This is a genomic window from Pseudomonas sp. NPDC089428 (genome assembly GCF_044749325.1).
Taxonomy (GTDB): domain Bacteria; phylum Pseudomonadota; class Gammaproteobacteria; order Pseudomonadales; family Pseudomonadaceae; genus Aquipseudomonas.
On sequence record NZ_JBIVHT010000012.1, the window covers coordinates 106949 to 122241 of the forward strand.

The 15293-nt window shown below is 62.6% G+C and carries 17 protein-coding genes; 9 read left to right on the forward strand and 8 right to left on the reverse strand.

The genetic code is table 11. The annotated features are described in order from the left end of the window. Window positions 1–423 precede the first annotated feature (423 nt). Both ACIPZ5_RS20700 and ACIPZ5_RS20705 read right to left on the reverse strand, forming a co-directional pair. Window positions 424–1245, reverse strand: a complete 822-nt coding sequence (locus tag ACIPZ5_RS20700) for an amino acid ABC transporter permease (RefSeq protein ID WP_261943521.1) — start codon at window positions 1243–1245, stop codon at window positions 424–426. After that, complete coding sequence (locus tag ACIPZ5_RS20705) at window positions 1242–2063, reverse strand: ABC transporter substrate-binding protein (RefSeq protein ID WP_261943522.1); 822 nt, start codon at window positions 2061–2063, stop codon at window positions 1242–1244. Before ACIPZ5_RS20705 ends, ACIPZ5_RS20700 begins: the two co-directional genes overlap by 4 nt. 103 nt (window positions 2064–2166) lie before the next feature. On the opposite strand from ACIPZ5_RS20705, the gene ACIPZ5_RS20710 reads away from it, so the two are divergent. Next, the gene (locus ACIPZ5_RS20710; RefSeq protein ID WP_400810334.1) at window positions 2167–3063 is read left to right on the forward strand and encodes a homocysteine S-methyltransferase family protein; all 897 of its coding nucleotides are present in this window, start codon (window positions 2167–2169) and stop codon (window positions 3061–3063) included. A 63-nt stretch (window positions 3064–3126) separates the two neighbouring features. On the opposite strand, the gene ACIPZ5_RS20715 is transcribed toward ACIPZ5_RS20710, so the two are convergent. Further along, entirely contained in the window at window positions 3127–4041 is a 915-nt protein-coding gene (locus ACIPZ5_RS20715) for a LysR family transcriptional regulator (protein WP_400810336.1), read from the reverse strand. 181 nt (window positions 4042–4222) lie between these two features. Between ACIPZ5_RS20715 and ACIPZ5_RS20720 the strand changes: the two genes are divergently transcribed. The 4 genes from ACIPZ5_RS20720 (at window position 4223) to ACIPZ5_RS20735 (ending at window position 7110) form a co-directional block, all read left to right on the forward strand. Then, a complete protein-coding gene (locus ACIPZ5_RS20720) occupies window positions 4223–5560 on the forward strand; it encodes a nucleobase:cation symporter-2 family protein (RefSeq protein ID WP_400810337.1) in 1338 nt (445 codons plus the stop codon). 61 nt (window positions 5561–5621) lie between these two features. Then, a complete protein-coding gene (locus ACIPZ5_RS20725; RefSeq protein ID WP_400810338.1) occupies window positions 5622–6125 on the forward strand; it encodes a nucleoside deaminase in 504 nt (167 codons plus the stop codon). Then, entirely contained in the window at window positions 6122–6472 is a 351-nt protein-coding gene (locus tag ACIPZ5_RS20730) for a hydroxyisourate hydrolase (RefSeq protein ID WP_400810340.1), read from the forward strand. The genes ACIPZ5_RS20725 and ACIPZ5_RS20730 overlap by 4 nt, the downstream gene beginning before the upstream one ends. A 122-nt stretch (window positions 6473–6594) precedes the next feature. Continuing rightward, a complete protein-coding gene (locus tag ACIPZ5_RS20735; protein ID WP_343596460.1) occupies window positions 6595–7110 on the forward strand; it encodes a ProQ/FinO family protein in 516 nt (171 codons plus the stop codon). A gap of 120 nt (window positions 7111–7230) precedes the next feature. Here the strand turns inward: ACIPZ5_RS20735 and ACIPZ5_RS20740 are convergent, their stop codons facing one another. Continuing rightward, a complete protein-coding gene (locus ACIPZ5_RS20740; RefSeq protein WP_343596458.1) occupies window positions 7231–7515 on the reverse strand; it encodes a hypothetical protein in 285 nt (94 codons plus the stop codon). 108 nt (window positions 7516–7623) lie between these two features. Between ACIPZ5_RS20740 and ACIPZ5_RS20745 the strand changes: the two genes are divergently transcribed. Together ACIPZ5_RS20745 and ACIPZ5_RS20750 are read left to right on the forward strand one after the other, a co-directional pair. After that, window positions 7624–8121 carry a hypothetical protein gene (locus ACIPZ5_RS20745; protein WP_400810342.1) on the forward strand — a complete coding sequence of 166 codons (498 nt, stop codon included), beginning with the start codon at window positions 7624–7626 and terminating at the stop codon, window positions 8119–8121. Window positions 8122–8628: 507 nt separating this feature from the next. Continuing rightward, entirely contained in the window at window positions 8629–8955 is a 327-nt protein-coding gene (locus tag ACIPZ5_RS20750; RefSeq protein WP_400810375.1) for a barstar family protein, read from the forward strand. Between the two features lie 375 nt (window positions 8956–9330). On the opposite strand, the gene ACIPZ5_RS20755 is transcribed toward ACIPZ5_RS20750, so the two are convergent. From ACIPZ5_RS20755 to ACIPZ5_RS20770, 4 genes are all read right to left on the reverse strand, one after another. After that, window positions 9331–10125: a substrate-binding domain-containing protein gene (locus ACIPZ5_RS20755; protein ID WP_400810344.1), complete on the reverse strand. Its 795-nt coding sequence runs from the start codon at window positions 10123–10125 to the stop codon at window positions 9331–9333. 196 nt (window positions 10126–10321) lie between these two features. Further along, window positions 10322–11029 (reverse strand): tellurite resistance TerB family protein, encoded by a 708-nt coding sequence (locus tag ACIPZ5_RS20760; RefSeq protein ID WP_343596455.1) that lies wholly within the window; start codon window positions 11027–11029, stop codon window positions 10322–10324. Window positions 11030–11122: 93 nt separating this feature from the next. Beyond that, window positions 11123–12031: a glutaminase B gene (gene glsB / locus ACIPZ5_RS20765; protein ID WP_261943538.1), complete on the reverse strand. Its 909-nt coding sequence runs from the start codon at window positions 12029–12031 to the stop codon at window positions 11123–11125. A 112-nt stretch (window positions 12032–12143) separates the two neighbouring features. After that, complete coding sequence (locus tag ACIPZ5_RS20770) at window positions 12144–13046, reverse strand: LysR substrate-binding domain-containing protein (protein WP_400810345.1); 903 nt, start codon at window positions 13044–13046, stop codon at window positions 12144–12146. Between the two features lie 141 nt (window positions 13047–13187). On the opposite strand from ACIPZ5_RS20770, the gene ACIPZ5_RS20775 reads away from it, so the two are divergent. Both ACIPZ5_RS20775 and ACIPZ5_RS20780 read left to right on the forward strand, forming a co-directional pair. Further along, entirely contained in the window at window positions 13188–13580 is a 393-nt protein-coding gene (locus tag ACIPZ5_RS20775) for a RidA family protein (protein ID WP_400810347.1), read from the forward strand. Between the two features lie 161 nt (window positions 13581–13741). Continuing rightward, window positions 13742–15289 carry an AMP-binding protein gene (locus ACIPZ5_RS20780; protein ID WP_400810349.1) on the forward strand — a complete coding sequence of 516 codons (1548 nt, stop codon included), beginning with the start codon at window positions 13742–13744 and terminating at the stop codon, window positions 15287–15289. Window positions 15290–15293 lie beyond the last annotated feature (4 nt).

Consider the following 15293-nt stretch of genomic DNA (forward strand, 5'->3'; position numbering starts at 1 on the left):
CACCATGGCGCTTGCTCCTCTTTGGCGGTTATGCGAGTGACATCAGCGATGCCCGGCTTCTGCTGGCGCCGTCAGCATTCCATCAAGCCCACGCGGCTATTACCGGCGGTGTTGGCGATGAAATAACAAGCGCTGCGGTTTATTCAGGAACCACTGGCCGGTCCGCGCATTCACAGTTTAGTGACCACTCCTGAGGGCTATGCCATGACAGACCAGAAACAGGATCAGCAACAACAATCCGAAGTGCCTGCTCACTCGACCGAAGAGGAAAAAGCGCGGCTCAAGGACAAGAACAAGGACGGTATTCCGCCAGGCGCTGAGTGATGATTGGTGCGGTATTTGGTTGTTGTAGCGGGGGCCGCTTTGCGGCCCATCGCGGATAAATCCGCTCCTACAGGGGGGACGGTGCGGATTGCGGGTAGGTCAGCGCTGGTAGGCCTTGCCAAAATGCCGTTCGAGCCGTGCCTGCACCAGCTCCAGCAGGATCGACAACACCCAGTAGATCACCGCCGCCGTGGTCAGCATCTCCAGGTACCGATAGCTCGATCGGCCATACGACTGCGCCAGGAACATCACTTCCCAAACCCCCATCACCGAGATCAGCGACGAGTCCTTGAGCATCGAGATGAACTGGTTGGCCGTAGGCGGAATGATCACCCGCATGGCCTGGGGCAGCACGATGCTGCAGAAGATCTGCACCGGCCGCATGCCCAGCGCCAGGGCTGCTTCGCGCTGGCCGCGGGCCACGCCGAGGATGCCGGCGCGGAAGATCTCGCTCAGGTACGCACCGTAGTTCAACGACAACGCAATGATGCCGGCGCTGATGGCGCCGGGCACCAGGCCCAATTGCGGCAGCCCCAGGTAGATGAGCAGGATCTGGATCAGCAGCGGGGTGCCGCGGAAGAACGAGGTGTAGAAGCTGGCGATGCCCACCAGCACCGCGCTGTTCGAAAGCCGCGCCAGTGCTGCGGCAAAGCCGAACGCCACCGACACCACCATCGAGCACAGGCACAGGAACAGGGTCAGCGCCGCGCCCTGCAAAAAGCCGTTGGGCCCGAGCTTGAAGCCGGCGAGGTTGGGGAATTTCTCCACAATGATCGCGAACTTCAAATCGAAGCTGAGGAAGAACGCCACGAACAGGGCGAACAGCGCCAGCCAGGTCAGGTACAGCCGGGTGCGAAAACCGAACAGGCGTGCGCCCGTGGCGCGGGCCACGGGTTTGGGGGCAGGGGGGAAGGTGCTCATTTGCTGATGTCGGCGCCGATCCATTTCTGCGAGATCTGCGCCAGCGTGCCGTCAGCCTTCAGCTCGGCGAACACCTGGCGCACCTTGGCGTCCCACTCGGGGTCGCCTTTTTCGATGGCTACCGAGTTGGGTTCTTCATACAGCGGGGCGCCGGCCAGCTTGAAGCGGTTGTCCTGGTCCAGGCGCGGCTTGGCGGTCACCAGGTTGGTGAGGATGGCGTCCAGGCGCACGCCGGCGCCCAGGCCCAGGTCCTGAAAGGCGACGTTGTCGGTGTCGTAGGGGGCGATCTGCACGGCCTCGAACGGGTAGTCGATGTGCCGGTCTTCGGCGCCTTCGATCACCAGGTTCTTGTTCAGGTAGCTTTCGTAGCTGGAGGCGGCGGTCAGGCCGACCTTGCGACCGTCCAGGTCCTTGGCGCCGTGGATGCGCTCATCCTTGGCGTTGACCACGATGACGGCGGGCGAAGCGTAGTATTCCACCGGGAAGGCGAACACTTCGGCGCGGGCCTTGCTCGGGGTCATCGAGCAGATGCAGATGTCGTAGCGGCCGCTCCAGCGGCCGGCGGCGATCACGTCCCAGGACGGGGTTTCAAGGCGCAGCTTGACGCCAAGCTTCTTCGCCACCGCCTTGGCCACGTCCACATCGAAGCCGTCGAGCTGGTTCTGCTCGTTGAGGAACGAGAACGGTGGGTAGCTTTCCATCAGCACGTTTACCAGTTCCTTGTTCGACTCGACGCGCTCAAGGGTGGTGCCGGCAAAGGTTTGAGTGGCGGTAGCGAGTAACAGAAGGCTGGCGCCGAGCAGGGCTGGGATGCGCATGTAAATACCTGAAGTGTTGGCAAAACGGGACAAGAGGTATTAAATAGTTATAAATAAACCAAACATAATGAATTTTATTCATAAGCACCTTTAGGAACGTTATATGACACAGCGAGCGTTGGTGGTTCTGGACGGTGGCATGGGGCGGGAATTGCAGCGCAGCGGTGCGCCGTTCCGCCAGCCCGAGTGGTCGGCGCTGGCCTTGAGCGAGGCCCCCGGGGCGGTAGTCGGCGTGCATGCGGCGTTCATCGCTGCCGGTGCACAGGTGATCACCAGCAACAACTATGCGGTGGTGCCGTTCCATATCGGTGAAGAGCGTTTCGCCCGGGAGGGCCTGGAACTGGCCACGGTGGCGGGGCAACTGGCACGTCAGGCGGCCGATGCCAGTGCGCAACCTGTGCAGGTGGCGGGCTCGTTGCCACCGTTGTTCGGCTCCTACCGGCCGGACCTGTTCCAGCCGCAGCGGGTGACTGAGGTGCTGACGCCGTTGCTGCAGGGGCTGGCGCCCCATGTGGACCTGTGGCTGGCGGAAACCCAGAGCTCGATTGCCGAAGTGCGGGCCATTCACAGCCATCTGCCAGCGGACGGCAAGCCGTTCTGGGTGTCGTTCACCTTGCAGGACGAAGACGTCGACAGCGTGCCGCGCCTGCGTTCGGGTGAGCCGGTGGCCGATGCCATCAATGCGGTGGCCGACCTCGGGGTGGTGGCGGTGCTGTTCAACTGCAGCCAGCCTGAAGTCATCGGCGCGGCGCTGGATGTGGCGCGCGCGGTGATCGAGGCCCGCCAGGCGGATATCGCCATCGGTGCCTATGCCAATGCCTTCCCGCCGCAATCGAAAGAAGCGACCGCCAACGATGGCCTGAGCGAGCTGCGCGAAGACCTCGACCCGCCAGGCTACCTGGTATGGGCCCGCGACTGGCGTGCGCGTGGGGCGAGCCTGATCGGTGGCTGCTGTGGCATCGGCCCGGAGCACATCGCCGAGATCAAGCGCAACCTGTGAGCAGGCCAGGGGCTGGGCGCTAGCTCAAGCAGGGGCGGGCATGGGCAGCTTTGGTAGCACCCCTCACAAGGTCGTGGACCTGCCCATGCGGTCCAGCTCGAACACCTTGCTGCGTTGCAGGCACTCGCGCAGGTAGCGCGCCGCCGGCCCAGGCTGGCGCTTGCGGTGCCACAGCAGGTCTACCCCCACCAGCCAGTCGGTGTGGGGGTAGGCCTCCAGCTGCAGCTCCACCAGTTGCCCGTTTGCCAACTCGTGCTGCACCAGCTGGCGCGGCAGCGTCGCCCAGCCAAGCCCACCGCGCACCATCTCCACCAGCGCCAGGTAACTCTCCGCCCGCCACAGCTGGCCGGCGCGCAGGTATTCGCTGCTGGGCAGCTTGTCGGCATGGGCGAAAAAGGCCAGCCGGCGATGGGCGTTGAGGTCGGCAAAGCTCACCGGGCACTGCCCGGCCAGGGCGAACTGCGGGTGGCAGACGTGGGTCATGATCAGCTTGCCCAGCTGCTGGAAGGCAAGCTCTGGCGGGTAGTGGGGCTGGGCGAAGCTCACCCCAAGGTCGGCCTCGCCTGTCAGGATCATCTCGCTGACATCGCCGTGCAGCGGGTGGCGGATCAGCAGGTCGACGAAAGGAAACGCCGCGTCAAAGTCTTTGAACGGCGGTATCAGCGGGCCATAAGGCACTTCGATCGCCAAGGTCAGCGCGGCTTCCACCTGGCCCGCCAGGCTGTCGGCGCTGCCCTCCAGGGCATAGCAGCGCTCAAGAATGCCCTCGGCGCGCAGCAACAGCTTGTGCCCGGCGGCGGTCAGGGCGGGGATGCGGCTGGTGCGGTCGAACAGCTGCACACCCAGGTCGGTTTCCAGGTTGCTGATGGCCGCGCTGACCGTCGACTGAGTACGCCCCAGCCGCCGCGCAGCGGCAGAGAACGAGCCGGCCTGCACGGCACTGACGAATACCTGCAACTGATCCAGAGAAAAGCGCATGGCCTGATCCTTTCTACGCGTCGATCCATCGATGGTAACGATGGTTAATCATTTGCTCCATCGCTGATTTCGCAGGATTCTCCACTCCGACATCGCGGCAGCTGCCCCTGCTTCCCTGCGCTGAATGTCACTCCGGGCGCCTTCAACAATAAAAAGAGCCGCACATGAGGAGAGTCACGACATGAGCCAACCTGTTATCCACCCCGTGGATGAAGTACTGCCTGCGCGGCAGCTGTTCACCTTCGGCCTGCAGCATGTGCTGGTGATGTACGCCGGCGCTGTTGCCGTGCCATTGATTCTGGGTAGCGCCCTGGGCCTGACCCAGGCCCAGGTGGTCACGCTGATCAATGCCAACCTGCTCACATCGGGGGTTGCCACCTTGCTGCAAACCCTCGGGCTGTGGCGCTTCGGTGCACGCTTGCCGCTGATCCAGGGCTGCTCGTTCATTGCCTTGGCGCCGATGATCATGATCGGCAAGGAATTCGGGCTACCTCACGTGTTCGGTGCAGTGATCGCAGCCGGTGCGCTCACCGTTGCCATCGCACCGCTGTTCAGCCGCCTGCTGCGGTTTTTCCCGCCGGTGGTGATCGGCAGCCTGATCACCGTCATCGGCATTTCGCTGATGCCGGCCGCGGCCATCTGGCTCGGGGGAGGGCAGCCAGGCACTGCGGACTTCGGCAAACCGGCCAACCTGATGCTGGGCGTGGCCACGGTGGCGATTACGCTGGTGATCCACGCACGGTTTCGTGGATTTATCGGCAACCTCAGCGTGCTTCTGGGGCTGATCGCCGGCAGCGGGGTGGCCGTGGCCTGCGGCATGGCCGACTTCAGCCGGGTGGCCGATGCAAAGTGGTTCGAGCTCAGCGCGCCAATGGCCTTCGGCGCCCCGCAGTTCGCCTTCACCCCCGTGCTGATCATGCTGTTGGCGATGCTGGTGATCATGGCCGAAACCACCGGCAACTGCCTGGCCATCGGCAAGCTGACCGGCAAGCCCACCGACCAGCGCACCTTGGGCAACGCGTTTCGCGCCGATGGCCTGTCGACCATGCTCGGCGGCCTGTTCAATAGCTTTCCGTACAACGCATTCACGCAAAACACCGGCCTGATCGCGCTTTCCGGGGTCAAGAGCCGCTTCGTGGTCGCGGCAGCGGGCGCCATCATGGTGCTGATGGGGTTGTTTCCCAAGTTGGGTGCGCTGATCGCCAGCGTGCCGACGCCCGTGCTCGGTGGCTGCGCCATCGTGATGTTCGGCATGACCACGGTGGCCGGCATCCAGGAACTGGCCCGCGTACGTTTCGAGGGCACCCGCAACGGCCTGGTCGTGGCGGTGTCGGTCAGCATCGGTGTGTTGCCGATGTCGATGCCGGCGCTGTTCGAGCATGTCAGCGGCCCGCTGAAGCTGGTGCTGGAAAGCGGGATCTTCCTTGCCGCTGTCAGCGCCATCCTGCTCAACCTGCTGCTCAACCGTGAAGCCGAACCCAGCAGCCAGGACGCCGTCGATACCAGCCTGGCCAAGTGAACCTGCATTCTCACGCGCGCCAGCTGGCGCGCTTTCAAACGCCGTTCAAGGAGTAACAGCCATGACCTTCACACGCTCCGGCGCTGACCTGTCCGAGATGGACCTGGCCCTGCTGCGCGAGTCGATCCGCCTGTCCGAGCAGTCGCGCAACGACGGCCGCCACCCGTTCGCCGCCCTTGTCGCCGATGCCCAAGGCCAGATCATCGCCAGTGCCGGCAACAACTCCATGCCCCCGGAGGGCGACCCGACCCAGCATGCCGAACTGGTCGCGGCGGCGCGCGCCGCCAAGCTGCTGACCCCGGAGCAACTGGCAGGCTGCACCCTGTACACCAGCGCCGAGCCCTGCTGCATGTGCGCGGGCGCGGTGTACTGGACCGGTATTGGCCGGGTGGTGTATGCGTTGTCGGAACACGCGCTGCTCGGGCTGACCGGTGCGCACCCGGAAAACCCCACCTTCTCGCTGCCGTGCCGCGAGGTGTTTGCGCGCGGTCAGCGCACCGTGCAGGTTCATGGTCCGGTGCTTGAAGAAGAGGCCGCAGCTGCCCACCAGGGGTTCTGGGTATGAACGGTGGCGTTTCCGTGCATGTTGTGGACATCGCCAGCGGGCGTGCCGCGCAAGGGCTGCACCTGAGCATCGCGTTGCCGGGCGGCGCGCCGATCGCGCAGGGTGTCATCGACGCGCGCGGCCAGTGGGCGGGGCTGGCCGATATGAACGCGCTGTTCGGGGTGGGCGTCTATGAAGTGCGTCTACAGGTGGCGCAGTTCTATCGCCAGTTGGGTACGCCATTGCCAGACATTCCGTTCATCGACGAGCTGGTGTACCGCTTCGGTATTGGCGATGCACAGGCGCACTATCACTTGCCGTTCAAGATCACCGCCTGGGGCGTTAGTTGCTTCCGGGGTGGCGCTTGAACGGGCGCGTGGTCATGCCATTTCAGTAAAAACAGCAGCGATTTGTCCTCTTTCTGCTGCTCGTTGGCGCTGCATGGCTTATCCTTGCGCCACGTAATCAACGTAGAAGCAGTGAATTAACGATGGGTTTTGAACAACTAGCTGAGTTACGTGACCGCCTGCGGTCTGAAAAAGAGCAGCAGACAAAGGCCGAGAACCCGCCGCGCCCCGCCAAGCGCAAGCCCGCGCCACAGGCGAAGGCGCGTGAGGTGGATCCGGCGGTGGAAGCGATCTGGCCATTGCAGAAGCATTTCCCCTTGGCGTTCCCTGTAAACCCGGCCCCCAAGGTGCCGCTCAAAGAGGGCATCTTCAAGGATGCCGAGCAACACCTGGAGCTGCTCGGCATCACCAGCGAACAGCTCAAGCTGGGCATCTCGACCTGGTGCCGGGGCAACCGCTACTGGGCCTGCATGGTAGAGAACGCGCCGCGCCTGGACTTGAACGGTCAGCCTGCTGGCATCGTCACCGCCGGCCAGGCGCTGTATGCCAAGCAGCAAGCTTCGCGCCAGCGCGGCAAAGGCCGTAAAGACCGTGCCAAGGCCAAAGCGGCTGCTCCGGCACCTGTTGCCGATACCGCTGCGGAACAGGCGGCGGACTGAGTCAGTCGCAGAATGACAGGGCAGGGTATTCAACCTTGCCCCGTCCCGCCGACCGAGCAGCGTCCCCCAGCCTGGCTCGCTCACGTCAAGCAAAAGCATTCATCTGAAATGCTCATCGGGTCAGAACATAGGCAGCAGCCCTATCACTGCTACAGCCCCCTGTGCCACGATCATTACCAGCAGCCATTTCGGCCACCTGCGGATAAACCAGTAAACCGCGTTCATCAGCAAGGTGATCAAGTTGGTGAGCCACAGCACGCCCAGCGCCAGAACGCCTGAGAATTTGACGGGGGAGGAGGTGGGTGATTGCAGTACGTACAACGCCAATGCCACACCCAGGATCACGGTGGCGATCGAGAAGCCGGCTACCCAGCGGGTAAATCGTAAAGCGTCATGTGGCATCATGCCGGATTACTTCCTTGAACGAACTGGCTTGAGATTCTGCCTGCGAACCTTGAGTTCGACGAGCATTTTGACGGGTTCGACTGTGAGGGTGGAAATGGAATTCAAGACATGGAAGGTCGAACATTGAAAGGCATACGCAAGTCCTTACTGCAGCGTCTTGTAGTCGGCGTCAAAAAGCATCGCTTGATTACTGTTTTGCTCTGCTTAGCCTGCTTTTCCATCTTTGCATACCTGATAAAACCGCAATTCCCGTCTGAGATTGTCCTGGAGCAACCCTTCATTCCGGGGCAATCGATCTACATCGTTCAGGAGGCCAGGGATCCCGAAGAACCCAAGAAGCTGAGGTTCTACGTCTACGACGGCGGCGGTAGGAGTAAAGAGGCGATCAAGGTGCTTGTTGCCAAGACACCACCCTTTCTGGTCTCAGACACTGATGTGAAAGACGTGGTAATCCAGCGTGTCGCCAACGGCCTGCACATCAAGCTCAAAGGCGCAGTCTCGGATTACCGCAGCAACCTTTATCTGCAAGACGGCGATACCTACACCACCTACCGCGTAAGCCTTGAACAAATCGAAACTCGACCGCCCTTGCCGAGCGGACGGTGAGCGTGTTTCAGCAATGCATGCGCAGGTAACCGCAGACGCCAGTGCCGGTCACGGCATTGTCAGTAAAAGAAGTGCTTAGCCACCTCAGTGGCTGCTTTCTCTCTGTCCGATAGGGGGCGAAAACAGCCGGTCGTGACAGACCGCTATCGACCCGGAGCCGCCGGTGAAGTTGGCAGTGATTCTGTGGGAGCGGGCTTGTCCCGCGAAGAGGCCGGCCCATGCGATGGAGTTACCTGGCACGGGCTACGCCCGTGTTCGCGGGGCAAGCCCGCTCCCACAAAGATCGCCTCTGAGGTCACTGGCGGCTCTGGGGCGAGAGCGGTCAATCGCAACCGGCAGCTTTCGACCCAAAGCTGCCTTCCCTGTAAGGCGGCAAAAGATGAGATGCCATTGAAGCGCACTCTGACGTGGCTCAGGCACTGGGCTGGCAAACGTGAAGCCAGTAATTGACTTCACCTCGCGGATTCGGAATATCTAAACTTAATTGCGATGGAGTATTAATTGATAATGGTGCGTGTGGATGGAAACCAAATTACTGACTGGCCAACATTTCACAGTGTTTTCGCGGAAAAGTTCGGTTTCCCTAGCTTCTATGGCGCCAATATGGACGCTTGGATCGATTGTCTTTCCTATCTTGATGACCCGGCTGCAGAAATGACGTCGATCCACGTTCAGCCTGGGCAGACGCTTTCACTGGTCATAGACAATGCTCAAGCGTTCAAACGCCGCTGCCCTCATCAATTCGAAGCGCTGGTGGAATGCGCAGCTTTCATAAACTGGCGGATTGCGGTTGCAGGCGGCACGCCGCTGCTGGGACTAGCTTTCAGCGTCTAGAGGCTCACCCGCGCCAATGGAGGGGCTAGAGCTCAATTGGCGGGAGACTGCTTTGGGTCGAAACCGGCCGCTGGTGAGCGACTGCTTCCTACCTGAAGCCGCCAGTGAAGTTGGCAGTGATTCTGTGGGAGCGGGCTTGTCCCGCGAAGAGGCCGGCCCATGCGATGGAGTTACCTGGCACGGGCTACGCCCGTGTTCGCGGGGCAAGCCCGCTCCCACAAAGATCGCCTCTGAACTTACGGGCAATCATGGGTCGAAGGCAGTGATCCTCGACCGACAGCTATCGACCCTTTGTTGACACTCGCAGGACCCTGCCTATGGGGAAAGCAATGCAGGCGTTTCTGGCCGCATCCCGTAACAGTGCTGCGTTTGCAGTCAGCCCTTTGAATGCTCCAGTGGTGTCAGCCCGCTGTCCTTGATCGCGGCGTCAGCTTGTGGTGATGCCAGGTAATCCAGAAGTGCCTTGGCTGCAGCTTGGTGCTGGCTCTTGCTGACGATAGCGCCCGAATACAGGGTCATCTTCTGCGCTTCAGCCGGGATCAGACCCACTATGTCGATGCCCTTTACTGGCTTGAGTTCACTCAGCTGCTGGAAGCCGATCTGTGCTTGGCCGCGAGCGATCACTGCGCCGACGGGCTCGGCAGGGATCATGTGAGCCTTGGCCTCGAACTGCTCACCGAGCTGCATGCGAGGGAACAGGGTCTTGGACAGGTAGACGCCGCTCGCGCTGTCGGAGTAGGCGACAGAGCTGCTGTTTTGCAGCACTGTGCGCAAGGCCTGCAGGGTGCTTATGTCGGGTTTCGGTTCGCCCTTGCGAACGGCCATGGCGATGTAGGATTTGCCCAGATCCCTTCGGCTGGTCTTGTCGGCTTGACCGCTGGCGACCAGGTTGTCGAGCGCCGAACCTACCATCAGCACGACATCCGCCTGCTCACCGCGGGCGAGCCTGTTGGGGACGGCCTGCGGGGTTTGCCCCATCGAAGGCGCGGCGAGAACATCCAGCTTCACACCATATTTCTTCTCATAAGCTGGCGCCACTTCCCGGATAGCGCCCATGATGCCGCCGGAACTCAGAACGGTCAGGGTTTGCTCACCGCCTTGTACAACGTCAGCAGCCGAGCAAATGAATGACGTGCTCAAGAGGGCGGCACAGGACAACATTCGAAGCATTGGAGCTTCCTCCACAGGTAAAAGCGCGAAATTTTACCGGTGCGAGGAGCAAGCTCGGGATTAATCAACTATTAAGAATGTTTTACATTGCTGTCTGCACATGGCGGATCGCCCACCGAGATCACCTCTGAGCCCGCTGGCAGCTTTTGACCGGCTGTGAAGGCCGATGCGCGGTGGCGGGCTTTTCCTCAGCCCGTCAAGCAGCGCCCTTGGCCTGTTGTTCCAGATGCACCTGCAATGTGGGGTCGATCTGCAGTGCGCTGGCCAGTTCATCAAGGTACGCCCGCTCCGCATCCTGCTGGTCATCCACCAGCATCACGCTGGCCAGGTACATTTCCGCGGCCATCGCCGGGTCCTGTGCCGACCGCGCCACCTCGGCAGCATCGAGCGGCTTGCTGACTTCCTCATCCAGCCATTGCTGCAGTTGCGGGTCGCTGGTCTGGCGTTTGATTTCCGCGTAGATCAGCTGTTCTTCCTGCGCGTCGATGCGGCCATCAGCCTTGGCGGCGGCAATCAGCGCACGCAGGATCGCATGGCTGTGATCCTCCGCCTCGGGCCCGGACAATTGATCGACAGTGCGCACCGCCTGTTGTGGCGCTGCCGCCTGGCTGCGTTGCCAGCTCTGGTAAGCCTGGAACGCCATCATGCCCAACGACGCCAGGGCGGCGTAATTGATGCCACCTGCCGAGCGCCCCTGCGCAGAGCCGCCAGCGCTGCTGCCACCCAGCAGCCCGCCGAGCAAGCCACCCAGGCCGTTGCCACCCCCAGCTGAACTTCCGCCGCCAAGCAGCCCACCCAGCAAGCCGCCAAGGCCGTCTTGCGATGCCAGGCCGCCGCTGCCTGATTGCGCCTGCGAACCCTGGCCGGCCCGGAGTAACTGTTCGAGCAAATCACTGGTGTTCATGGCTCTACCCTCGATCGGTAGTCGTTGCCCAGACCAGCAACGATAGCCCCCTCGAAGCGAACCGCCATGACCGTCTGGCTGATGGCTATCGGCTCAGAACACCGACCACCCGATCCGCGAACTCAGCAACTCGAGCGCCGCCATGCCCGCGTAGGAGTTGCCCGCCGCATTCAGCTCCGGCGACCACACGCACACGGTAAATTGCCCCGGCACGATCGCCACGATCCCGCCACCCACGCCACTCTTGCCTGGCAGGCCCACGCGGTAGGCGAAGTTCCCCGCTTCGTCATACAGCCCGCTGGTGGCCATGATCGAGTTCACCTGCTGGGTCTGGCGTCGGGTCAGGATCTGCTCGCCGCTGTGCTTGCAGAACCCGTCGTTGGCCAGGAAGCAGAACGCCCGCGCCAGGTCCAGGCAGCTCATCTGCAGGGCGCAGTAGCTGAAGTAGCTGCGCAGCACCGTCTCGACCTCGTTATGGAAGTTGCCGAACGACTGCATCAGGTAAGCCATGGCCGCGTTGCGCGCGCGGAACTGGTACTCCGAATCCGCGACGCGGGCGTCGATGGCAATGTGTGGGTTGCCCGACAGCCGTCGCACGAAATCGCGCATCGACAACGTAGGGGCGGCGAAGCGCGACTGGTTGATATCGCAGATCACCAACGCGCCCGCATTGATGAAGGGATTGCGCGGGCGGCCGCGCTCGAACTCCAGCTGCACCAGCGAGTTGAACGGCTGGCCCGAGGGCTCGTGCCCAAGCCGCTCCCAGATGGCTTCACCGGAGTGGCCAATCGCCTGGACCAGGCTGAACACCTTGGAAATACTCTGCACCGAAAACGGTACCTGGGCGTCGCCTGCGCAGTAGTAACTGCCATCGTTGCCATACACGGCGATGCCCAGTTGCTGCGCCGGCACATCGGCCAGCGCAGGAATGTAGTCAGCCACTTTGCCCTTGCCGATCAAGGGGCGCACTTCGTCGAGAATCTCGTTCAACAGCGTTTGCATGGAAGGCCCTGTCATCACTCCCCCAGGCGACGGCGAGGGGTAGCGTTTCAGACGCAGGCTCAGCACAACAGATCACACTTTCGCACCAAGATGGCGCAGCTGGGCATGTGCATCAGGTGTGTGTGGTCATCAACTCCATCACCCAGTCGATGAATAGGCGCAGCTTGGCGCTGACGTGGCGATTGAGTGGGAATGCCAGGTACAGCGGCATCGGCGCCAGTTGCCAGTCTTCGAACAATGGCACCAGCTCGCCGCTGGCCAGGTGCGGTTTGGCCATGTAGTGCGGTAGCCAGAGCACGCCCAGCCCGGCAAGGCCGGCGGCGAGGTAGGCGTTGCCGTCGTCGACCGTCAGTGCCGAACGGCCCTGGACTTCGAGACGGTCATCGCCTTGTTGCAGCACCAGCGGCAGTGCCTTGCCCGTGCGGAACCAGAGATAGCCGATGGTGCGGTGCGGGCCTTCTTCCAGTTCCCGTGGGTGCAGCGGCGTTCCGGCGCGCTGCAAGTAGCCTGGGGTGGCATAGACGCCGAGCTTGAGGTCGCCCACATGCCGTGCCACCAGCGACTGGTCGGTGATCTCGCCACCGCGCACCACGCAGTCGACGTTTTCCTCGATGATATCGACGATGCGATCGCTCACGCCCAGGGTCAGCTGGATGTCCGGGTAGCGGGCATAGAAGCCGGGCAAGGCGGGTATCAGCAGCAGACGCGCCAGGGGGCTGGGCACATCGACCCGAAGGCGCCCGCGCGGTGCCGTCGAGGCGCTGGAGAGGCTGGTCTCGGCGTCGTCGATGTCCGCCAGCAGGCGGATGACGCGCTCGTAGTAGGCCGCACCATCGGCGGTGACGTTGACCTTGCGCGTAGTGCGGTTGAGCAAGCGCACGCGCAGCCTGGCCTCCAGCTGCTGGACCAGCTGGGTCACGCTGGTCTTGCTCATGTTCAGGGTGTCGGCGGCCTTGGTGAAGCTGCCGGTTTCCACCACGCGGGCAAAGGCCTGCATCGCGTTGATACGGTCCATTTCAGGCCTCGCTCCGGTCGGGATTGTTTGGATTATACAAACAGTCATGACCAGCATTGCCCGTTTATCCGCTCGGGGGCGTTTTCTACAGTGGCTTCACCGTAACCAACGGGCCGCGACCGGCCCCACTGGAGATTTGCCATGACCCGCCAACGTGATGTGGTTTTCCCCCCTGACCGCCATGCCTTGTATGAGCTGCACCGCTACTCGCCGGCGATACGCTCCAACGGCTTTCTGTTCGTATCCGGGCAGGTCGGCAGCCGCAAGGATGGCTCGGCCGAGCCCGACCTCGCGGCGCAGGTGCGCCTGGCCTTCACCAACCTCAATGCGATTTTGGCCGCGGCGGGCAGCAGCTTCGCCGATGTGGTCGATACCACCATCTTCATGGTCGACCCCGCTGCCAGGTTCGAGACCCTCTGGGAGGTTGCCGCCAAGTTCTGGGGCGAAGCGCCTTACCCGACAGTGACCGCTATCGGCGTGACGTGGTTGTCCGGCTTCGACTTCGAGATCAAGGTGATCGCCCGGCTACCCTGACGGGATCGCGGCATTTCGCAAATGCGCCGAGCGCTGTATCAGCGCACCCAAGTATCCCGCCAGCTAATAACGTTATGGCCGGCATCTGAATGTTGTATTTCATGTGCCTGAGCACGGCTGTTTAGCATCGTCGAAGTCTTCCTGTCGACGAGAACAACAACGTGAACCTTGGAACGATCATTACCCGAAGCGCCCGCTACTGGCCGGACCACATCGCCGTGGCAGACAGCCAGTCGCGTGTGACCTACGCCCAGCTGGAGCGCCGCAGCAACCGCCTGGCCTCAGGGCTGGGCGCGTTGGGCGTGGCCAGCGGCGAGCATGTGGCGATCCTCGCGGCCAACCGTGTGGAGTTGGTAGAAGCCGAAGTGGCGCTGTACAAGGCGGCGATGGTCAAGGTGCCGATCAATGCGCGGCTGTCACTGGATGAAGTGGTGCGGGTGCTGGAAGACTCCTGCAGCGTCGCACTGATCACCGACGCCCGCTTTGCCCAGGCGCTGGCGACGCGGCGTGCCGAGTTGCCGCTGCTACGCCTGTTGATCGTGCTGGAGGGCGAGGGCGGTGACGTGGGTTATGCCGCGCTGCTCGAACGCGGCAACGACGCCCCCCTGGGCCTGGACCCAGCCGACGATGCACTGGCCGTGCTGCACTACACCTCCGGCAGCTCGGGGGTGCTCAAGGCCGCCATGCTGTCGTTCGGCAACCGCAAGGCGCTGGTGCGCAAGAGCATCGCCAGCCCCACACGGCGCTCGGAACCGGGCGACGTCATGGCCCACGTCGGGCCCATCACCCATGCCAGTGGCATGCAGATCATGCCGCTGCTGGCGGTGGGCGCGTGCAACCTGCTGCTCGACCGTTACGACGACCGCCTGTTGCTCGAAACCATTCAGCGCGAACGGGTAACGCGGCTGTTCCTGGTGCCGGCGATGATCAACCGGCTGGTCAATTACCCCGGCGTCGAGCGCTTCGACCTGTCGAGCCTGAAGCTGGTCATGTACGGCGCCGCGCCGATGGCGCCGGCACTGGTGAAAAAAGCCATCGAACTGTTCGGGCCGATTCTCGCGCAGGGTTACGGCGCCGGCGAAACCTGCTCGCTGGTGACGGTACTGACCGAGCAGGACCATCTGGTGGAAGACGGCGATTATCAGCGCCTGGCTTCCTGCGGGCGCTGCTATTTCGAGACCGACCTGCGGGTGGTCAACGAGGCGTTCGAGGACGTCGCACCCGGCGAGGTCGGCGAAATCGTGGTCAAGGGACCGGACATCATGCAGGGCTACTGGCGGGCCCCGGCGCTCACTGCCGAAGTGATGCGTGACGGCTATTACCTTACCGGCGACCTGGCGAAGGTCGATGCCCAGGGGTACGTGTTCATTGTCGACCGCAAGAAGGAAATGATCATTTCCGGTGGCTTCAACGTCTACCCCAGCGAAGTGGAGCAGGTGATCTACGGCTTCCCCGAAGTGTTCGAGGTCGCGGTGGTCGGCGTGCCCGATGTGCAGTGGGGCGAAGCGGTGCGCGCGGTGGTGGTGCTCAAGCCCGGCGCCCAGTTGCAGGCCGACGAGCTCATCGAACGTTGCGGCCGTGCACTGGCGGGGTTCAAGAAGCCGCGCGGCGTCGACTTTGTCAGCGAACTGCCGAAAAACCCAAATGGCAAGGTGGTGCGCCGCCTGGTCCGGGACACCTACTGGCAACACAGCGAACGTCGCATCTGAACAG